The organism is Glutamicibacter arilaitensis (assembly GCF_044793945.1).
Lineage (GTDB): Bacteria > Actinomycetota > Actinomycetes > Actinomycetales > Micrococcaceae > Glutamicibacter > Glutamicibacter arilaitensis_B.
Window position 1 is genome coordinate 3,815,991 of sequence record NZ_CP084994.1, and the last position, 20,116, is coordinate 3,836,106.

16 protein-coding genes are annotated in these 20,116 nt (G+C 58.7%); 1 reads left to right on the forward strand and 15 read right to left on the reverse strand.

The features are described 5' to 3' along the window. Positions 1-50 precede the first annotated feature (50 nt). From LG294_RS17750 to LG294_RS17775, 6 genes are all read right to left on the reverse strand, one after another. Positions 51-995 (reverse strand): aldose 1-epimerase family protein, encoded by a 945-nt coding sequence (locus LG294_RS17750; RefSeq protein ID WP_404288113.1) that lies wholly within the window; start codon positions 993-995, stop codon positions 51-53. A gap of 104 nt (positions 996-1,099) precedes the next feature. Next, complete coding sequence (gene mmsB, locus LG294_RS17755; protein WP_404288115.1) at positions 1,100-2,281, reverse strand: multiple monosaccharide ABC transporter permease; 1,182 nt, start codon at positions 2,279-2,281, stop codon at positions 1,100-1,102. Next, entirely contained in the window at positions 2,278-3,816 is a 1,539-nt protein-coding gene (gene mmsA, locus LG294_RS17760) for a multiple monosaccharide ABC transporter ATP-binding protein (protein WP_404288117.1), read from the reverse strand. Before mmsA ends, mmsB begins: the two co-directional genes overlap by 4 nt. Positions 3,817-3,915: 99 nt before the next feature. Then, positions 3,916-5,082, reverse strand: coding sequence for a multiple monosaccharide ABC transporter substrate-binding protein (chvE, locus tag LG294_RS17765; protein WP_404288119.1), 1,167 nt, complete (start codon positions 5,080-5,082; stop codon positions 3,916-3,918). 312 nt (positions 5,083-5,394) lie between these two features. Next, positions 5,395-6,045, reverse strand: coding sequence for a hypothetical protein (locus LG294_RS17770; RefSeq protein ID WP_404288121.1), 651 nt, complete (start codon positions 6,043-6,045; stop codon positions 5,395-5,397). 48 nt (positions 6,046-6,093) lie between these two features. Continuing rightward, positions 6,094-6,384, reverse strand: a complete 291-nt coding sequence (locus LG294_RS17775; RefSeq protein ID WP_404288123.1) for a hypothetical protein — start codon at positions 6,382-6,384, stop codon at positions 6,094-6,096. 969 nt (positions 6,385-7,353) lie between these two features. Here LG294_RS17775 and LG294_RS17780 point away from each other — a divergent pair. Next, positions 7,354-8,715: a TIGR01777 family oxidoreductase gene (locus LG294_RS17780; RefSeq protein WP_404288125.1), complete on the forward strand. Its 1,362-nt coding sequence runs from the start codon at positions 7,354-7,356 to the stop codon at positions 8,713-8,715. An 85-nt stretch (positions 8,716-8,800) separates the two neighbouring features. On the opposite strand, the gene araA is transcribed toward LG294_RS17780, so the two are convergent. The 9 genes from araA to LG294_RS17825 all read right to left on the reverse strand — a co-directional run bounded on the left by araA (position 8,801) and on the right by LG294_RS17825 (position 19,767). Then, on the reverse strand, positions 8,801-10,312 hold the full coding sequence (gene araA, locus LG294_RS17785; protein WP_404288127.1) for an L-arabinose isomerase: 1,512 nt from the start codon (positions 10,310-10,312) through the stop codon (positions 8,801-8,803). A gap of 42 nt (positions 10,313-10,354) precedes the next feature. Then, positions 10,355-11,071: an L-ribulose-5-phosphate 4-epimerase gene (locus tag LG294_RS17790; RefSeq protein ID WP_404288129.1), complete on the reverse strand. Its 717-nt coding sequence runs from the start codon at positions 11,069-11,071 to the stop codon at positions 10,355-10,357. 33 nt (positions 11,072-11,104) lie between these two features. Next, positions 11,105-12,718: a xylulokinase gene (locus LG294_RS17795; protein ID WP_404288131.1), complete on the reverse strand. Its 1,614-nt coding sequence runs from the start codon at positions 12,716-12,718 to the stop codon at positions 11,105-11,107. Between the two features lie 174 nt (positions 12,719-12,892). Continuing rightward, positions 12,893-13,954, reverse strand: a complete 1,062-nt coding sequence (locus LG294_RS17800; protein WP_404288133.1) for a LacI family DNA-binding transcriptional regulator — start codon at positions 13,952-13,954, stop codon at positions 12,893-12,895. A 326-nt stretch (positions 13,955-14,280) separates the two neighbouring features. Further along, on the reverse strand, positions 14,281-15,153 hold the full coding sequence (locus tag LG294_RS17805) for an ATP-binding cassette domain-containing protein (protein WP_404291824.1): 873 nt from the start codon (positions 15,151-15,153) through the stop codon (positions 14,281-14,283). Between the two features lie 39 nt (positions 15,154-15,192). Beyond that, the gene (locus LG294_RS17810; RefSeq protein WP_404288135.1) at positions 15,193-16,257 is read right to left on the reverse strand and encodes an ABC transporter permease; all 1,065 of its coding nucleotides are present in this window, start codon (positions 16,255-16,257) and stop codon (positions 15,193-15,195) included. A gap of 75 nt (positions 16,258-16,332) precedes the next feature. Beyond that, positions 16,333-17,334, reverse strand: coding sequence for a sugar ABC transporter substrate-binding protein (locus tag LG294_RS17815; protein WP_404288137.1), 1,002 nt, complete (start codon positions 17,332-17,334; stop codon positions 16,333-16,335). Positions 17,335-17,539: 205 nt separating this feature from the next. Further along, positions 17,540-18,553: a LacI family DNA-binding transcriptional regulator gene (locus tag LG294_RS17820; protein ID WP_404288139.1), complete on the reverse strand. Its 1,014-nt coding sequence runs from the start codon at positions 18,551-18,553 to the stop codon at positions 17,540-17,542. A 5-nt stretch (positions 18,554-18,558) separates the two neighbouring features. Continuing rightward, positions 18,559-19,767, reverse strand: a complete 1,209-nt coding sequence (locus LG294_RS17825) for a Gfo/Idh/MocA family protein (protein ID WP_404288141.1) — start codon at positions 19,765-19,767, stop codon at positions 18,559-18,561. Between the last annotated feature and the right edge of the window lie 349 nt (positions 19,768-20,116).

Genomic DNA, 20,116 nt, shown 5'->3' on the forward strand with positions numbered 1-20,116 from the left:
CTACTCCAGTGGTGGCTAGGTGATGCGGCGGTGGGACTGCTGGTAGCTAGTTAGGCAGGCTGCAGCGCACCGATAATCCAGGAAGCGTGGTGGCTGGCACCTGGGGCCAGGCTGATGACGTCGGTTCCATCGTTGAAGGCACCCGGCGGGCAGCTCATGGGTTCCACCGCAAGTCCGGTGCGGTGCAACTGCGGATCTGCCTGGTCCGCGGTGTGCACCTGGACCCAAGGGCATTTTTCATCCCAGCTCAGGTAGCTGCCAACACCATCAGCGTCGGTGAGCTGCACTCGGAACTGCTCCCCTTCTTGCATCCGCAGCCCGGTGAACGCATGGTCCACGAAGGTTTGCGCAATGCGCCGCGGTTTACGGAAATCCAACTCCGTGCCTTCCACGGCAACGACCTCTTGCGGAAGCAGCCGTTCGCCGCTCACCTGCTGCACCCGGTCGGCCGGCATTTCCAGCAGCCAGCCATCCACGCTTCGTCCCGGAGCCACCAGGTAGCAGTGCGAACCGAAACCATAGGGGGCATGTTCCGTACCGAGGTTCCTCGCGTTGATCGTGCTGCGCAGCCCGGTCGCTTCAAGCTGGTAGCTCACGTTGAGCAGCAAGGCGAAGGGATACCCCTCCTGCTTTGGCACCAAAACCTGGAGCTCAACGCGATCATCGCTCTGGCTGAGGATCGAGAAATCGCTGGAAAACACCAGTCCGTGCAGCGCATGCCGGCGGGCCACCTCGCTGAGCGGAAGCTGCAGCTCTGTGCCGCTCCAGCGATAGCGGCCGTCGATCACCCGGTTCGGCCAGGGCGCGAGAATTGCCCCGGAATACACCGGACGCAATTGCTGCGGATCGAAGGTACGCACCAGCGGTCGCTGCAGGTATTCCAAGCTCACCACCGTGGCTCCCACACTGGCAATCTGGGCACTGTACCCGTGGGCTTCCAGGTTGATCAGCTGCCCGTTCGCGGTGGGCAGCGCAGGCCTCTGCTTCGTTTTCATGTCTTCTTGTCCTCGTCACCATGCGTTGTTGAGCGCATAAAGAAACCCTTCCGCCGGTGTATTGCGGGACTAGCCCAGCAAACCGGCGGAAGGGTCTGCCGCATTTAGCTAGCTTCGCCTGCGCGGCGCTTGTTGTAGATGTCGAAGGCCACCGCGAGCAGCAGCACCAGGCCCTTGACGATCTGCTGCGTGGAGGCGCCGACACCCATCAGCTGCATGCCGTTGGACAGCACCGCCATTACCAGGCCACCGACAATCGCGCCGGTCACCCGGCCCACACCACCGGTGGTCGAGGCGCCACCGATGAAACAGGCGGCAATTGCATCAAGCTCGAACATATTGCCCGCACCGGGCTGCGCGCCGTTTGACCGCGAAGAGAACACCGCGCCGGCGATGCCGGCGAGCATGCCCATATTCACGAAGATCCAGAAGTTGACCTTTTTGACGTTCACGCCGGAAAGGCGGGCGGCCGAGAGGTTGCCACCGATGGCATAGATGTGGCGGCCGAATACGGTCCGCGTGGTCAGCACGTGGTAGCCGATCACCAGTACGCCCAGGATCATCAGCACGATCGGCATGCCGCGGCTGATGGAGATCTGCCAGAAGAACCAGAGGATCACGATGGCGGCCAGCGCGTTCTTCGCGATGAACATGGCCATCGATTCGACGTCCTGGCCAAACTTCACGCGTCCACGGCGGGTGGAATACTGCGACCAGACCAAACCGGCCACCGCAATCACACCGATGAGCACAGTGAACATGTCAAAGCCGTAGCCGCCAAGCAAGCCGTTGAGGAAGCCGCCGGCCACCTGCTGGTATTCGCCAGGGAACGGGGAAAGCGAAACGTTGTTCAGTACCTCATAGGTCAACCCGCGGAAGAGCAGCATGCCCGCCAGGGTGACGATGAATGCCGGGATGCCCACATAGGCAACCCAGAATCCCTGCCAGACACCGCACAGCGCACCCACCGCGACCGCGGCGAGAATGCCGATCCACCACGGGGCACCGGTTTTGATGACCATCACCGCGGAGACCGCGCCGGTCAGCGCAACGAGCGAGCCAACCGACAGGTCGATATGCCCGGCGACAATGACCATGATCATGCCCAAGGCCAAGATCAGCACGTAGGAGTACTGCAGGATGATATTTGTCAGGTTGATCGGGCTGAGCAGCAACCCGTCGGTCATGATGGTGAACAGCACCACGATGAGCACGAAGGCGATATAGATGCCGCTGGTGCGCAGATTCTTGGTGAAAATGTCTTTCAGCTCGGATTTCAGTGTCATCGGGCGTTTTCCTTCTCGATGGTCATAAGCTCCATGAGGCGTTCCTGGGTGGCTTCGCTTCGCGGGAGTTGGCCGGTCATCCGGCCGTAGGCAAGTGTGTAGATGCGGTCGCAGATGCCCAGCAGTTCGGGCAATTCGGAGGAGATCACCAGTACCGCCTTGCCGGAGGCCGCCAGCTCATTGATGATCGTGTAGATCTCGTATTTCGCGCCGACGTCGATTCCGCGGGTCGGTTCATCCAGGATCAGCAGTTCGGGGGCGGTATGCAGCCATTTGCCCAAGACAACCTTCTGCTGGTTGCCGCCGGAGAGGTTTCCGGTTTTCGCCAGTACGCTCGGTGCCTTGATCCGCATGGATTTGCGGTAGTGCTCGGCAATCTGGATTTCCTTATTGCCGTTGACGAACCCGGCCGAGGAGATCTTTCCCAGCCCGGCGGCGGTGGTGTTCACCCGGATGTCCTCGATGAGGTTCAGGCCAAACTTCTTGCGGTCCTCGGACACGTAGGCGATACCCGCCTTGATGGCCTTGCCCACGGTGGAGGTGTCCACCTTGCGCCCGTCCATCAGCACGGTGCCGGAGATCCCGCGGCCGTAGCTATGGCCGAATACGCTCATGGCCAACTCGGTGCGTCCGGCGCCCATCAGCCCGGCGATGCCCACGATTTCGCCGGCGCGCACGTCCAGTGAGGCCTTGTCGACGACAACGCGTTCTTGCTGGGTGGGGTGGCGAACGGTCCAGTCGCGAACCTCGAAGACCACTTGGCCGATATCTGGTTCGCGTTCCGGGTAGCGTGCCGACAGTTCGCGGCCCACCATGCCCTGAATGATCCGGCTCTGCGTCGAGGCAGGGTCAGCCATGTCCAGGGATTCCACGGTCTGCCCATCACGGATGATCGTGGTGTTATTGGCGATATCTTCGATCTCACCCAGTTTGTGCGAGATGATGATGCAGGTGATTCCCTGCTCGCGCAATTCACGCAACAGATTCAACAAGTGTGCGGAATCGTCATCGTTCAAGGCGGCCGTTGGCTCATCGAGGATGAGCAGTTTGACGTCCTTGTTCAAGGCCTTGGCGATCTCCACCAGCTGCTGCTTGCCGACGCCGAGCTGGCCCACCGGGGTGACCGGCGTTTCGGCCAGTCCTACCCGAGCCAATAGCTTGGCGGCCCGCTGATTAGCGTCGTTCCAGTCGATGAATCCGCGGCGCTTGGTCTCGTTACCTAAGAAGAGGTTCTCGGCCACCGAAAGATAAGGCACGAGGGCCAATTCCTGGTGGATGATCACGATGCCTTGGGACTCGGAGTCCTTGATGTTCGCGGCCTTCAGCTCCTGGCCGTTGAACAGGATCTTCCCGTCGTAGCTGCCATGCGGGTAGACGCCGGATAGCACCTTCATAAGGGTGGATTTTCCGGCCCCGTTCTCGCCGCAGATGGCGTGGATTTCACCCTGCCTGACGGAAAGGTTCACTCCGTCTAAGGCCTTGACCCCGGGGAATGTCTTGGTGATGTCCTGCATCTGCAGGATGGTGCTGTCCATAGTGCAGCCGTCCTTGTCATGATCTGAGTACTGCGTGAAGCGCTTTTGCTGCGTCGGCGGGCGCGGTACGCGGTCCCGCCGACGCGGCAACAACCGGTGCTACTTGGTCTGTCCTGCCTTGACCTCAGCCGCGGTGTAGTACCCGGAATCTACGAGCAGCGACTCGATATTATCGGCGGTGACGATGTCGGAGTCCAGCAGGAATGACGGGACAACCTTCTTGCCGTTGTCGTAGGACTCGGTGTCGTTGGCTTCTGGCTCGGTGCCTTCGGCGTAGGACTTCACAGCGGTAACTGCCTGGGAGGCCAGCTTGCGAGTGTCCTTGAAGATGGTCGCGTACTGCACGCCGTCATCGATCAATTTCACCGAAGCGATTTCTGCGTCCTGGCCGGAGATGATCGGCAGTCCGTCTTTAATGGACTTGCCGTAGCCGGCGTTGGTCAACGCGGTCTGCACGCCGCGGGAGATTCCATCGAATGGCGAGAGGATGCCGTCGATCTTGGTCTTTCCACCGGCGTAGTGGGCGGTGATCAGGTCCTCCATGCGGCTCTGGGCCTCTTCCTGGGACCAACGAAGGGTAGCTGCCTGTTCGATCTTGGTCTGCTTGGACTTCACCACGAGTGTGCCGTCATCCATAAATGGCTTGAGGGTTTCCATGGCCCCCTTCCAGAAGAAGTGGGCGTTGTTGTCATCTACGGAACCGGCGAAGAGCTCGATATTCAGCGGCCCTTTCTTGCCGGTCTTTTCGCCCTTGTCGTCGACAAGGCCGAGACCGGTCAGCAGCGAGGTAGCCTGCTGCACACCGACGTTGTAGTTGTCGAAGGTGACGTAGAAGTCGACGTTCTCGGTGCCATTGATCAGGCGGTCATAGGAGATGATCGGAATGTTCTGGTCTGCTGCTGCCTGCAACTGGTTGGACAGTGCGGTTCCATCGATCGAAGCGACCACGAGGATGTCTGCACCCTTGGTGATCATCTGGTCGATCTGCTGCTGCTGGGTCGGGATGTCATCGTTGGCGAACTGCATGAAGACCTCGTAGCCGGCTTCTTCAAGCTGCGACTTCACGGCTTCGCCGTCGGCAATCCAGCGCTCGGAAGTTTCGGTTGGCATTGCGACGCCTACCTGGATGTCCTCCGGTGCCTTGGTTTCGCCCTCGGCGCCCGCGCCACCGCCGGCACCGCTGCCACCACATGCGGCCAATGCGCCAACGAGCGCGAGGGATCCGAACGTAGCTACAGCCCGACGAGCCCAGTTATTCCGTGCCATCTTTTCCTCCTGCGTTTACCGATTCACCCCGGCAGTGCGACCGGGCTCACACCATGTTAGCGCTAACAACGTGAATTGCGCCACCCCTAGTGGCAACAATTTGATATTGGCCGAACCGGACAGGCTAGACGCTCCAGCATGTTGAAGTGGACCATGAGCGCAGGTTCACTGATTTATCCCTGGGGCGCAGTGAGACCAAAGTGTTTACAGAAGCGCTTTCAACGCGCTTATGGGAAGACTCGGAACACCGCAGGTCTGAGTCCTCTAGCGTCCAGCTGCATTTTTTAAGAAGATAGATCTTCCCCAAGACGCTTAGATGTATTCGGCAATAATGCCACCAGCACAGCTAATCGCGCCAAACCAACCAAGGCGGCGGATGACGAACTTAGCTGCGTTTTTGGGAGTCGCGACCATCTGAATAATGGCCTCGATCGACAGCGCTCCATCTGTACCCACTCCTATACACGCCTTGATGATTCGTGCGGCTTCTGACAGCGCGCTAGACGGGGTTGCGACGATGAAATCGCCGTACTTCTTCTGGGCAGATGCATCGGCAGAGTATTCAGCAGCGATCTCTTCAACGATTTTTCCACTACCATCCAGAGTTACGATTCGTCCAGAATCGAAATAACGCATGGCTTTAACGTTTTTCCTCAGGGACGGCTTCCCCGCCACTATCCGCGATTCGTTGATCTTCGCTAGCATCTTCGCGTCCACCGCTTCAGAAATACCAGCCCCCAGGTTTTCACCTAGTCTGCTAAATCTAGGAGCTGGGGCATCCATTGCTGGACACTCTTCGAAACGCTCAAGGAACAACTCTTCTGCTATCGGCGTGGAAACCGAAGGTGTGATGACAGCAGATGAGGATAGTTTTTCGTCTGCAAATGCACCACTTGGAGCCGCGACTAAGAGGGTTCCAGCAAGAACCCCTGAGCAAATCATAACAACGCTCTTTTTAAACATTAGAAAGTTTCCCTAGTTGGACTCTAAACAAACGGATCTGGATATTTACTACTCGTTCTTGTGATGTTCCGGTGCATCTTTTACGCGCACCAGAGAGCGTTCAGAAATCACAATAGAAAGAAGAAGAGTGAACGCACCGAACATTCCAGGGACATACTTGACGAAGCTACCTTCTTGAACATCCGCAAGCAGCCAACGCGTTAAGAAGAACATTGCTAGCGCAAGAGCAATGGAAACTGCGCATGCGATTACACGCTTTTTCTTGGTGACGCCAAGCCAACTCGGCAAAGTTTCGTTGGAGTCGGTGGCGTCTTTAGTAAGCCCTAGATATTTCAGCATTTTTCTCCTGCGTACTGTGTATGGCTGACGTAGGTTCAGCCATCACTCTCAAGATGCTTTCACTCCGAGAGAAGATGAACATTCTTTTGATTTCCTATATACACACTAGCCAAGTAGAGAATGAAAGAGAATCATACTTTAGTAGGAGGGGTATCAACCAAGCCGTTTAGGGGAAATACAACTCTGGAGGCGAGCATTTCCCTCGGTGCAACTAACCGCTTGGTCTTGCTACACGGCCACGGGATGTTGCATTCAGGGACTTTGGCAACGCGGGTACTAAGCCCGCTAAGGCGCAAGAGATTTCAAGCATTAGAGCCTCCTCAGAGTGACATGTCATTCTGGCAACCAATGATTTGAACAAAAGCGCATTGCATGTACTTCATCCATAGGCGAGAAAAGATGTGAATACTAATCTTGCAGGAGGCCCGTAGAAATTTCCCCCGGAAGACCTTCGGAAACCTACGTTGCCGGTGACCCTTGATATTAAGGAACTAGCAGTGAGTTTTTAGGGCAAAATGGCCCATCCGGGCACTCCCACTATATTTAGAACGTGGCCAGATGAGTTCCTGACTGGAATATTGGTGGCCTGACATGACGTGGCGTGCTGTTGATTCCCGTAGCGTGGACGCTAGATGCTTCACTAGCCAATTGGCGTCAGCTGCCCTCGGCGCCCCTCCGGAATTTGCCAAGACCCCAACATTTACGGTAGGAGCCTGGTCTCGATTAGACGATGAAGAAACGTGTTCTTGGAGAGCGCTGGCGTGCACACTTCACCAGAGAATTCTCATTGCCAGGCATTGCCTCTGACCAAACTGAGAACCAAAGAGACGATGGAGACTGCTGATCTCGCAGACGCGCGCAAACAGCTATCCCCTTCCCCGGGGACAGCACGAGCATTCCCCTGCATACCCGCCGACGCGCGATGCGCGTGGGGTATGGCGTCAGGGGTCCCGGACATAGTATTAGGCCATGACTACACAAAGGTCCAGCGTGCTTCCGGCACCCCCGGACGAGGTATCCGCCTGGTTTGCCCGACCCGGCGCGATCCGCCGGCTCCTGCCGCCCTGGCTTCCGCTCAAGGTCATCGAAGAGGCCAGCTCCCTGCGCGAGGGAACCGCGGTGCTGGGGCTGCCCGGCGGACTGCGCTGGTACGCCCAGCACAACCCCTCCGAATACCTCGAGAATCGCCAGTTCGTTGACGAGCTGCAGGTTCGTGGCTTGCGGGCTGCCCCCACGCGCGTGGCTCATTGGCGCCATGAACACCTCACCGAACCTGCGGGACCTGGGCACACCACCGTCACCGACCGTGTCAGCTCCAATATGCCCGCAACGCAGATCGAACGGATGCTGGACTACCGCCACCGCCAGCTCGCGGCCGATTTCGCCGCCCACGAAAGGGCTTCCGAGGCAGGACTGGAACCTTTGACCATCGCGGTCACCGGAAGCCATGGCATGGTCGGCACCGCGCTATGCGCCTTCCTGTCCACCGGAGGACACCGAGTCATCAAGCTGGTGCGCCGCGCGCCGCAATCAAAGGACGAACGACGTTGGGATCCGCAGGCTCCGGAGCACGACCTGCTAGACGATTGCGACGCGGTCATCCACCTCGCCGGGACAAGCATCTTCGGCAGGTTCGGCGACTCGCACCGGCAGGCAATCGAGGAAAGCCGCATTGAGCCCACCCGGGCACTGGCTGAGCTGGCGGCTCGCTCCGGCGTCTCCCGATTCATCAGCGCCTCGGCCATCGGCATCTATGGCGCCTCAGCCGGAGCCGCCCCGGTTGATGAGCAGTCACCTCCTGAGGCAGGGGGCGCGGACTTCCTATCCGGTGTGGTCAAACGCTGGGAGCAGGCAGCCGAGCAAGGCGAGTCGAATATGCGCCGGGTGCAGATCCGCACCGGCGTGGTGCTCAGCCCTTCGGGTGGCATACTCGCGGTGCTGCGCCCGATCTTCGCCGCCGGTCTGGGAGGCCGTTTGGGCACGGGAAAGCAACGCCTGTCCTGGATTGGCCTAGACGATCTCATTGATATCTACCATCGGGCTTTGTGGGACACACGGCTGAGCGGACCGGTGAACGCGGTGTCCCCTCACCCGGTCAGCAACGCTGAATTCACCAGTGCCTTGGCCAAGGCGCTGCACCGTCCGGCCATCATTCCGGTGCCTGCAGCCGCCCCGAAACTTCTGCTGGGCACCCAAGGCTCCAAGCTATTGGCCATGGCAGATCAACAGGTGATCCCGCAGAAGCTGCTGGATGCCGCGCACCACTTCCGCTTCGCAAAAATCGAGCAAGTTCTGGCCCACTGCTTGGGCTCACCGTCCCGGGAAGACTGAGCCGGGTCGAACCCGCTTCCGCCCAAGCCTTAATTGGCGTTGGCCAGCACCCGGTGGTGCTGGCCAGCTTAAGACCCCTGCGCTCTTACAGGCCTTGAGCCAAACGGTAGTACGCCTGGTTCAGGCGCACCTGTTCGGCAAAGCCGCGGCGTGTGGTGCTCTCGTCGATCACCAGCAGCTCGGTGCCGGCGATTTCCGCGAACACCTCGAAGGCCTCGATTCCGGCAGCGGTGGACATGACCGTATGATGGGCCCCGCCGGCGGTCAGCCAGGACTCCGCCGAGGTGGAGAAGTCGGGTCGCGGCTGCCACACGGCACGCGCCACCGGCAGGTTCGGCAGATCCTGTGGCGGGGTAACCACGTCAACCACGTTTGCGGTCAAGCGGAAACGCTCACGCATATCGGCCATCGAAACCACCACGGCCCCGGTGGTAGCCGCTGCGTTGAACACCATGCGCACCGGGTCCTCGCGTCCGCCAATGCCCAGCGGATGAATCTCGATGCGCGGCTTGTCGGTGGTCAGCGAAGGGCAGACCTCGAGCATATGGGCGCCGAGGATCAGCTCCTTGCCCGGGGTCAGGTCATAGGTGTAGTCCTCCATCAGCGAAGCGCCTCCGGGCAGCCCAGCACCCATCACCTTCGCGGCACGCACCAGCACCGCGGTCTTCCAGTCGCCTTCGGCGCCGAAGCCGTAGCCCTTGCCCATCAGTCGCTGGACCGCGAGGCCCGGCAGCTGCTTGAGCCCGCCGAGGTCCTCGAAGTTCGTGGTGAAAGCCCAGGCGCCCAGCGCGCGCAGGAACGATTCGATAGCCAGTTCCTGACGGGCGGCGTAGCGCAGCGAATCGTGGCGGTCTCCGCCGGCGCGCAGCTCGGCGACGACATCGTATTCACGCTCGTATTCGGCCACCAGCGCGTCGACATCACCCTCGGCAACCGCTTCCACGGCTTCGACCAAGTCATTGACCGCCCAAGTGTTTACCGAGACGCCAAACCGCAGTTCGGCCTCGGTTTTATCCCCTTCGGTGACCGCGACATTGCGCATATTGTCTCCGAAGCGGACAAGCTTCATCGACTGGGTGGCATTCCAGCCGGCGGCACCGCGAACCCATGTGCCCACACGACCGGCAACCGCCGGATTGGAAACGTGGCCGACCACGGTCGTCCGGGTGGCCCCGATCCGGGTGGCCAGATAGGCGTATTCACGGTCGCCGTGAGCGGCCTGGTTCAGGTTCATGAAGTCGAAGTCGATGGTGTCCCACGGCAGCTCCACATTCGCCTGGGTGTGCAGGTGCAGTAGCGGTTTGGCCAATGCCTTCAAACCCGAGATCCACATCTTGGCCGGGCTGAAGGTGTGCATCCAGGTGATTACGCCAAGCACGTTGTCGTCCGAGTTCGCATCCAGCATGGCTCGGCGGATGGATTCCGCGTCCTTGAGCACCGGCTTCCATATGACTTTCGCCGGAACCTGCTCGGAGCCGTCCAGGGCCTCGGCGACCTCGCGCGATTGCTCGGCGACCTGTCGCAGGGTTTCTTCTCCATACAGGTCCTGGCTTCCGGTGAAGAACCAGATTTCCTTGGATTCATATGCTTTGCTCATGATGTCCTTTCGGATTGAAATTTTTTGGCCGCCAGCGAGCGGCTATTGTCCGTAAACGTTTTGGTAGCGCGCGTAGAGTGCGTCAATATCTTCGCCTCGCATCGGCAGTGGATCACCGAGTTGGCGGGCAATATGGACCGTGCGGGCGACTTCCTCACACATCACCGCTGCTTTCACCGCCGCACGGGCGTCCTTGCCGATGGTGAAAGGACCATGGTTTTGCATCAGCACGGCCGGGCTGCGCGATTCGCTCAAAGTTTCCACGATGCCGCGGCCGATCGAATCATCGCCAATGATCGCGAACGGGCCCACCGGGATTGGCCCACCGAATTCGTCGGCCATCATGGTCAGCACGCAGGGGATTTCTTCGCCGCGCGCGGCCCAAGCAGTGGCGTAGGTCGAGTGGGTGTGCACCACTCCCCCAACGTGGGGCAGGTGCTGGTACGTGTAGGCATGCGCCGCGGTATCCGAGGACGGGGCACGTGTACCCTCCAAAAGCTCACCGTCTAGCGTGCAGACCACCATGGACTCGGCTGTCAGCTCGTCATAGGAGACTCCCGAGGGTTTGATCACGAACAGGTCCGCGCTGCCGTCAGGAACCTCAGGGTTCCGTACTCGCTGCGAGACATTGCCGGCGGTCCAGACAACCAGCTCATAACGAGGCAGTTCGGCGTGCAGGGCAGCGACGACCTCGCGAATACGGGCAACTTCTTGACGCATGCTCTTCGGGTAGCTGGCTAAAGTTTGAGCGTGGCTCATCGATTTCTCCTAAGTGCCGGGATGAAAGTGTTTTCAGATGGCCTTGATGGCCGCGCGTTCGATATCCAGACCGGCCTGATAGGCGTGCAGGTATTGCGCGTATCCAGCCACGTCCTGTTGTTGCGGGGCTAGCTCCTGCAATTTGGCGTGCGCAAAAACCTGCGAGTTCAGATATTCTGCGAGGCTGACTGCCGAGTTTGCCGCGACCTGGTGCCGGTAGGAAGCCAAGACCGCAATTCCCCAAGCACCGCCATGTTCCGCGGTGCTGCCAACCGATACCGGGACGTTAAGTGCAGCCGCGAGGAGTCGCTGCGCGGCCTGCGCGGTTCGGAAGATGCCGCCATGGGCGAATAACTTATGGATTTTCACTCCCTCTCCGGCGAGGATTTCCATGCCCAAGCTCAGCGTGGCGAATACCGAATACACCTGGGTGCGCATCAGGTTCGCGAGACTAAAAGTTGAATCCGGGGTGCGTACCAGCAATGGGCGCCCCTCGGGCAAACCGGTTACCGGTTCTCCGGAGAGGTAGTTGTAGGCGAGCAGCCCGCCGCCGTCAGCTGCACCGTCCAGCGCCGCGGTAAGTAGTGTCTGATAGACCTGATCCGTGGAGGTTTCATGGCCTAGCCCCTGGGCAAACTGGCCGAAGAGCGCGGCCCAGCTGGCGAGTTCGCTGGCACCGTTATTGCAGTGCACCATGGCCACCGGGTCCCCGGTGGGAGTGGTGACAATGTCGATTTCGGGGTGCACTTCACGCAGCGGGGCATCGAGGATAACCATTGCAAAGATGGAGGTTCCCACCGAGACGTTCGCAGTGCGTTGCGCTACGGAATTGGTGGCAACCATTCCGGTGCCTGCGTCCCCCTCCGGCGGGCAGAAGAGCGCTCCCGGCTGCAGTTGCCCTGTTGGATCAAGTAAGAGCGCGCCGGCCTCAGTCAGGTTGCCAGCCTCGGTTCCAGCGGCAAGGACCTCCGGTAAGAGCTCTTCCAAGGAACCCGTAGCTCCCAATGGCTTCGCCATTCGATCAAAAGTCTGTACGAATGATTTGTCGTAAGCGAGTTCAGCGCTGTCCAGAGGGAACATTCCCGAGGCGTCACCAGCACCGAGTACCCTGCGCCCGGTTAGCTGATGATGGATGAACCCGGCCAGCGTGTTCAAACTTGAGACGGCGCCTATGTGTTCTTCTTGATCCAGCAGTGCCTGATAGTAGTGAGCAACCGACCAGCGTAGTGGGATGTTGTAGCCAAATGCCTCACTGAGCTGAACGGAGGCCCGTTCGGTCGAGGTATTGCGCCAGGTGCGGAAGGGAACCAACAGTTCATCGGATTCATCAAAGGCAAGGTAGCCGTGCATCATCGCCGAGACGCCAATGGCCGCAAGGGTAGTTGGCCGCACGCCATATTGATGTTGGGTATCGACCAGCAGATCCGCAAAGCAGCTCTGCAGTCCCGCAATCATTGCTTCTCGAGAATAGGTCCAGCTTCGATCAACGAACTGGTTTTCCCATGCGTGATTGCCAGTGGCAAGTTGCTCGTGGTCAGGTCCAATCAGGCTGGCCTTGATATTCGTAGAACCAAACTCGATTCCCAGAACTGCGAGCCCTGAGCCAATCACCTCGGGCGCGGACAAACCTGATTGCTGGCCAGTCATGGATACTCCATCCTCGCACCCGCACGGCAGGTGGCTATCGTTGCGTCACCGCACCGCTGTTCTTCGAGAGAAGAGATCACAGAGTTCGGTCGGAACATTCACATTATGTTAGCGCTAACAAAATGCGATGCGCAACACATGACGAAAATTAGCCAACTACCTTTTGCGCAGAATTCAGCTTCGCGGTGGTGGAGCGGTGCTGGCACGAACGATCATGGTGGGTGCGATCATGCGCGGCACCTGCTGTCCTCGTTCGCCACCGAGCAACTCGGCGAGCGCGGCGCGACCCACGTCGGCAAACGGCTGGCGCACCGTTGTGAGCTTGGGAATGTAGAACTCGGCGATCTGCAGATCATCAAAACCAACCACCGAAACGTCCTTGGGCACACTCAGACCGGCCTCCCAGAACGCCCGAAGCAAGCCGATGGCCAAATAGTCGTTAGAGGCAAAGACCGCGGTGATTTCTCCGGCCTTTACCCGAGGAGCGAGGCTTACTCCCGCGTCATAACCGCTGGGTGCCAACCAAGATTCTGCCGGGAACTCCACAGCTTCATAACCTGCGGCGGCCATGGCTTCACGCCAACCGATATTTCGTTCTGTGGCATCAAACCAACCGGATGGGCCCGAAACATGGACGATCTTTTGGTGCCCCAAGGCAAGCAAATGCTCCGTCGCCTGTCGGGCACCGTTGCGCTGATCGACGTAGACGTAGTGCACCGGATCCCCCGCCGGTACATCCGTGCGGGCGGCGACGACCACCACCGGTACCTTCAGCTTGAGATCGTCAATCGCCTCGGTAACTTTGTCATGCGGGGCGACCACCACCACGCCGTCCACATTTTGGTCGGTGAGATGGTTCAGGGCCGTGACCGCTCCACCAAAGTCATAACTATCCATGGAGGTCACGGTGACGAAATATCCCTGTGCGCGAGCAGCGGATTCCACCGCAAGCACAGTGGATTGCGGCCCAAAAAATTCGCTGCCAATGGTCAGGATGCCGATGGTGCGCGATTGCGCCGTGGCCAGGGCACGAGCCGCGAGATTACGCCGATACCCAAGTTCCTTGATGGCCTCCAGCACTCGCACTCGCGTGCCTTCGCGGACATTCGGGTGATCATTCAATACGCGGGATACGGTTTGGTGGGAGACCCCGGCGACGGCTGCTACGTCCGCCATCGAGGGCGGCCGGTCCGATGCGTTGCCGTCTTCAGGCTTGAATGTATTCACATCCGTCATTATTGCAAACACTAACCCGTGAGCTTGAGCGGCATCTATGTTCTCGGGTCGGCTGGAACCTCAGAATTTAAATTCTACGATAGGAATATACGTTCCGTTTAAGAATAAAACCTAGGCTTCAGCTGGTTCAATGCTTCATTCTCGCATCCCAAGCAACTTCAGTTTCTTGACTAGTAATGGTTGGGACATTCCGTCAAATATGCCTTTCCCAGTCCCCTTCACAAAGCCAAAAGTGCTCAAGGCACCAATTGAACGGCGTCGGCCAAGGCCAAGGAGGTGGCCGCTTCAGACAGAAGCGGCCACCTCCTTGGCAAATCGACTCGCAATTATCTGGCAACCTGAGGTCCAGCACCCGCTTCGGCTTCGGCCAGTTCCTCGTCGTGGCCACCGAGCTGTTCCAGCTCATGTGCCAGCTCGGCCAGTTCGGCACCACCGGCCATCTGGGCGGTCAACTCTTCTACGGTAATTTCCGATTTGGAATAGTAGCCAATAGCGCGGCCACGCTTTAGCAGCAGGAATGAGTCACCCACGGGGTAGGCATGGTGCGGGTTGTGCGTAATAAAGATGACCCCCAGCCCGCGGTCCCTCGCCTGGAGAATATAGCGCAGCACCACACCAGACTGCTTGACGCCCAGTGCGGCTGTGGGCTCATCCAAGATCAGCACCTTCGCACCGAAATATACGGCTCTGGCGATGGCCACGCACTGGCGTTCGCCACCGGAGAGCTGTCCGATGGGCTGTTCCACATCGCGCAGATCAATGCCCATGTCAGCGAGTTCCTGCTTGGTGATTTCCTTCATCCGCTGCACATCAAGCTTCTTGAAGGGACCTACGCCGGTAGTCAGTTCCGAGCCGAGGAAGAAGTTGCGCCAGATGGGCATCAGCGGAACAACCGCCAGATCCTGATACACCGCAGCGATGCCGGCATCCAGGGCAGTACGTGGGCTCTTGAGTTTGATAGCTGCGCCATGAAGCATGAATTCGCCTTCATCGTGTTGATGCAAACCGGCGATGATTTTGATCAGCGTGGACTTACCCGCACCGTTGTCTCCCAGTACGCAGGTGACCTTCCCCGGGTCAACTACCATGTCAACACCACGCAACGCGATGATACTTCCGTAGTGCTTACCCACGTTCTTAAGCGTAAGTAAGTTGTCACTGGTCTTGGGTTCAAGCTTCTCCAGCAGTTCCTCGGTCATTTTGTTCTTTCGAGATTTCATGATCATGTCCTTGGCTTCCTATTTGCTGGATTCCGCGCGCTTCTTCACCACGATGTTCACAACCGTGGCAAGCAGCAGCATTAGGCCCAGGAAAAACTTGAACCAGTCTGGGTTCCACTCGGCATATACAATGCCCTTATTTGCCATTCCGAAGATGAAGGCACCAATGGCGCCACCGATGGCTGAACCGTAACCGCCAGTGAGCAGGCATCCACCGATCACCGCGGCAATGATGTAGAGGAATTCATTTCCGATACCTTCGCCGGACTGCACCGAGTCAAAGGCGAACAGGTTGTGCATGCCCAGCACCCAGCCGCAGAATCCCACTGCCATGAAGAGTCCGATCTTGGTGCGGACCACCGGGACGCCGACGGCGCGAGCGGCTTTCTCGTCCCCGCCTACGGCAAAGATCCAGTTCCCGATTTTGGTTCGGAGCAAGATCCAGGAAGCGATGATTACCAAGGCCACCCAGATGAACACGGTGACTTTAATGTCAACCTCACCGACGCTCACCGAGGACGCGAAGACCGCCTTGGCGCTCTGGAATCCTTCCATATCCGCAATAGATGGTGAGGACACCGATCCGCCGATAGCGCGAGTCAGACCTAGATTCAGACCTGTAAGCATCAAGAAACTGGCCAGGGTCACGATGAAGGATGGCAGCTTGGTCTTAATCAGAATGATTCCGTTAATGAACCCGATCAGCAGTGAAACGACCAGGGCCAGAATAACGCCGACCCAAACATTGATCCCGAAGTACCAGGAGATCATCGATGCACTGAGTGCCGAGGAAATCACTGCCACACCGGTGGAAAGGTCAAACTCGCCACCGATCATCAGCAGTGACACACCAACGGCCATGATGCCAATGGTCGAAGCACCGTAGAGGACGGTGGCCAAGGACGCTGGACTCAAGAAGACCGGTGCAACGATGGCGAAGAAGATAAATAGGGCGATGGCGCCGACGAGGGCACCGATCTCCGGACGGCCCAGAAGGATTGACAGTGCGCTTTTCTTGCCGATGCGCTCGTCTGCGGTCGGAGAGGTTTTCTTTTGAGAGGGTGAGGCTGTTATTGATGACATGAGATTTCCTCCGTGTCCTGGCTGCGCGCCGGCTCGCCGCTACCGGCAGACTCGGCGCGCGCCGAGGGGACGTGGCTAGCGGACGCCTTCTTTGGCGAAACTGGTAATTTTCTCAGCGACGGCCTTGTCTACGACAGCTGGGCCGGTCAAAGTCGCCTGTCCACCGCCGATGGTGAAACCGCCACGGTTGTTCTGCCACAGCGCATCAACTGCCATGTAGCCCTGCAACCAAGGCTGCTGGTCAACGGTGAACAGCACGTTGCCATTGGTGATTTCTTCAACCAACTGCGAGTTCATGTCGAAGGAAGCTACCTCGACCTCGGACTTCGCCGTGGCTTTGGCCTTGAGCAGTGTCATCGTGATTGGTGCACCCAGCCCGATGATCGCGTCGGCTTGCTTATCAGCTTGGAGCTTTGCGGTTGTCGTAGATTCAACCTGGGTCATGTCGGTGCCCTGTACGTAGAGCACTTCGGTGTCTGGCACGACTTTTTTTACGCCTGCACAACGTGCTTCGAGGCCAACATGCCCCTGATCCTGAATGACACAAATAGGCTTCTTAATACCTTCTTCTTTGAGCTTTTCCCCGGCGGCTTCACCGGCCAGCTGCTCATCCGAACCGAAGTGGGCGAATGCTCCCAACTCCTTAAATCGGTCTTCGCCGGCATTCAAGCTGACGATGGCGATTCCGGCATCCGTTGCTCTTTTAAGCGCTCCGGCCATAGCGTCGGGCTTGGCCAGAGTGACGGCAATACCGTCCACTCCCTGGTCAATTGCCTGCTCGATCAACTGGGATTGACGTCCACCATCGGGGTCACCCAGGTACTGCAGTTCCACGTTGTCTTTGGCGGCAGCTTCTTCGGCACCCTTGCGGATGATGTCCCAGAAGGTGTCTCCCGGAGGAGCGTGGGTGATCACTGCGATTTTGATGCGATCGGTGGTCGCTACTGCCCCACCGCCCGCGTTGCTTTCCGGCTCTGGAGCTCGTCCACCCGTGGATGAGCAAGCAGCCAACCCAAGGACCGGAACGATCACTAGCGACACTGCGAGTTTGCGCCAAGAAGGCTTTCCCTTTTTCATTTTTCCCCTTCAGGAATCCATCGGCGCACCCCAAAAGTCCCCAGGAGCGGGCCACCTAACCAAGAATTTCGTGATTCGAATCACAAGATGTCTAAAGTGTGCGCGATGAAATACGATCCGTCAAGACTTTGTAAAGACATGAGGATGTGAAGACGAGAACTTTGCGGCCTTCAACAGGCGACGCCAAGTGCTGATTCCTTAAGGTTCAACGGCGCGAATGGGATGAGGAACGCACGATGAGCCGTGGCGGAAGCATCAATTGACGTGCAAATTTTCCTTCCGGATTCCGCATTAATTGGAGAAGCAGCCGCACGCTGCTGCGACCGAGATCTTGCGAATCCGAACCGACGCTGGTCAGCGAGATTCTTCCCAGCGACGATAAGGAAATATTGTCGTAGCCAGTCACCGCCGCAGACACGCCCGCCTCATCAAGAGCCTGCAGCGCGCCAAATGCGGAAAGATCATTGAAGCAGGCCAGCGCTTCGGGTCGAGCCCCCAAGGCCAGCAACCGCACTACGGCTTCATGCCCGGCCTGAACCGTTGGGCCGGCTTCCACCACCTGCACTTGCTGGCGCAACCCATGGCGCAGCATTGCCCGATGATAGGCAGCTTCTCGCGCCGCCGAGACCGGCCCAGCGCCACCGGCGATATGGGTGATCCGCGCATTTCCGTAGTGAACCAAATGGTCAATCACCAAACCATAGCCTTGCTTATCATCTACTGAAACCACAGCGGTATTAGACTGAGCCTGGCGCCCGCTGCCCACAAATACCGCAGGAGTCTCACCCAATGCGGCATCGAAGCTGGCTGAGTCATCGGCCGATCCAACGACCAGGATTCCACTGACCCGCAAATCGCGCAGGGTCTGCAGTTCCGCGGGACCAACGCCCTGACCGTCATGGATCGCGGCCGCACTGAACAGCACGTCAAGCCCTGCTGCTTGCAACTGTTCGCGAACCACTTCCGCGACGGTCAGAACCCAGGGATTATGCAGTTCCCCTAGGACGACGCCAATGGCATGCCGGTTCTCGGCCGCCAGCGAGCGAGCTGCCAGGTTGGGCTGATAGCCCAACTCGCGGATGGAGTCCTCGACCAGCGAACGCCGCATCGAACTGACCTTGCTAGGATCCGAGAGCACCAGAGAGACCAAGGATTTGGAAACCCCGGCATGCTTGGCGACGTCTCGGATCGTGGGGCGGCGGCGCGACGAGTCAGGCATGGCGGTCAGTATTGCACATTCGCAGCGCGCACCGACTCATCCAGCGCCTGCCACGTGCCGCTTGCGGCAGATATTTCGGCCGCTTCCACCAATGCGGCTGCTGCCACCGCATCGGCGATGGTGGAGTTCGCTTTCTCGCCACCGTTGACAGCCAGCAGGAACTTCTTAGCCTCGATGGTCTTGAGGTCATCAAAGCCCATCGCATTTCCTGGGCCTGGCTGGAACCGGGAATATTCGCCATGTTTTGGCGAGCCAATCACCGTCGTGAATCCCTGTTCTTCATTGTCTCGACCGAGCACGACTTCCAGTTCATTCAAGCGTTCAAAATCCCATTTGACCGAGCCTTCCGTGCCGTAGATTTCTAGTCGATAACCGCACTGCGGGCCCACGGCCACTCGGGATGCCTCAATAGTTCCGATCGCGCGGTCCGCCACCCCTTCTGGACTGAAACGCACCAACGCGGCGGCGTAATCCTCATTCTCGACTTCACCTTGCTCACCGCCTTCGATCAGGTCGAAGTGCGTGCCCTGGCCCATGGATAGTTTCGGCCGGTATGGGATCATGACGTTGGTTGATGCGGAAATGCTCTGAATGGGGCCAACAACATGACTGCATAGATCTGCTGCATGACTGAACAGGTCAGCGAGCACGCCGCTGCCGGCCAGTTCCCGGTTGAAGCGCCACGACAGAGCTGCACGGGGGTCTGCCGCATATCCGGCAAGGAAGCTGGCGCGGACATTCGTGATTGATCCCAACCGGCCGTCGTGCACCAGCTGGCGGGCGCGTGCGATAGCTGGCGCATGCCGGTAGTTGAACCCGATGGAGGTGACTACGCCATTGCGGATGGCGGCTTGCTCGATGGCCTGCGTTTCGGCCAGGCTTCGACCAGCGGGCTTCTCGATCCAGAAGTGCTTGCCGGCCTCTGCTGCGGCGATCGCCATTTCGGCGTGTAGGAAGTTCGGAGCGCAAATCGAGACGACATCTACCTCGGGATCTGCGAGCACCTGGTGGTAGTCCAGTGTTCCACGCTCAAAGCCCAGCGTTGAGATCGCGAAGTCGACTCGCGACTGCTCGGTATCCGCGGCTATGACCAGTCTTGGCTTGATGCCCAACTCTGGATAAACATAGGGCACTGAGCTATAAGCTCGAGCGTGCAGCTTGCCCATCCAACCCACCGAGATCAGCCCCACGCCGATGCCGTGCTGTTCATTCATGATTTTCTCCTGTCTGCGGCGTTTAACGCCGTAATTCCCTGCGGCCGCCGTGGCTCACCTCAAGTCTTGGACCGTTCCAAAAAACCATATGTTCCACTTGAAGCCTTGGGCAATGAAATCCAGCGAATTTTTTGTCAGGACAATTGGACAAGCGAACCATATTGTCCAATTCCCCTTGTCGCAATCGTATTTCAAGTCCAAATTACCGCCTAGACAGGCGGGTGGCGCTCACCACCTGGCAACGAAAAAGCCATGGACCGCAAAGATATCCAGCCAAGAGATGCCCAAATCATGAACTTTCATATATAGTTTGTCCTGTCAAAGCGACATATAATGACAAAGTCGCCGG

Coding starts and splice junctions, on each gene's coding strand:
- LG294_RS17770 (WP_404288121.1), bottom strand. CDS start 6,045: ATGTTTAAAAAGAGCGTTGTTATGATTTGCTCAGGGGTTCTTGCTGGA.
- chvE (WP_404288119.1), bottom strand. CDS start 5,082: ATGGCACGGAATAACTGGGCTCGTCGGGCTGTAGCTACGTTCGGATCC.
- LG294_RS17795 (WP_404288131.1), bottom strand. CDS start 12,718: ATGACTGGCCAGCAATCAGGTTTGTCCGCGCCCGAGGTGATTGGCTCA.
- LG294_RS17775 (WP_404288123.1), bottom strand. CDS start 6,384: ATGCTGAAATATCTAGGGCTTACTAAAGACGCCACCGACTCCAACGAA.
- mmsB (WP_404288115.1), bottom strand. CDS start 2,281: ATGACACTGAAATCCGAGCTGAAAGACATTTTCACCAAGAATCTGCGC.
- araA (WP_404288127.1), bottom strand. CDS start 10,312: ATGAGCAAAGCATATGAATCCAAGGAAATCTGGTTCTTCACCGGAAGC.
- LG294_RS17810 (WP_404288135.1), bottom strand. CDS start 16,257: ATGTCATCAATAACAGCCTCACCCTCTCAAAAGAAAACCTCTCCGACC.
- LG294_RS17800 (WP_404288133.1), bottom strand. CDS start 13,954: ATGACGGATGTGAATACATTCAAGCCTGAAGACGGCAACGCATCGGAC.
- mmsA (WP_404288117.1), bottom strand. CDS start 3,816: ATGGACAGCACCATCCTGCAGATGCAGGACATCACCAAGACATTCCCC.
- LG294_RS17790 (WP_404288129.1), bottom strand. CDS start 11,071: ATGAGCCACGCTCAAACTTTAGCCAGCTACCCGAAGAGCATGCGTCAA.
- LG294_RS17815 (WP_404288137.1), bottom strand. CDS start 17,334: ATGAAAAAGGGAAAGCCTTCTTGGCGCAAACTCGCAGTGTCGCTAGTG.
- LG294_RS17780 (WP_404288125.1), top strand. CDS start 7,354: ATGACTACACAAAGGTCCAGCGTGCTTCCGGCACCCCCGGACGAGGTA.
- LG294_RS17825 (WP_404288141.1), bottom strand. CDS start 19,767: ATGAATGAACAGCACGGCATCGGCGTGGGGCTGATCTCGGTGGGTTGG.
- LG294_RS17805 (WP_404291824.1), bottom strand. CDS start 15,153: ATGACCGAGGAACTGCTGGAGAAGCTTGAACCCAAGACCAGTGACAAC.
- LG294_RS17820 (WP_404288139.1), bottom strand. CDS start 18,553: ATGCCTGACTCGTCGCGCCGCCGCCCCACGATCCGAGACGTCGCCAAG.
- LG294_RS17750 (WP_404288113.1), bottom strand. CDS start 995: ATGAAAACGAAGCAGAGGCCTGCGCTGCCCACCGCGAACGGGCAGCTG.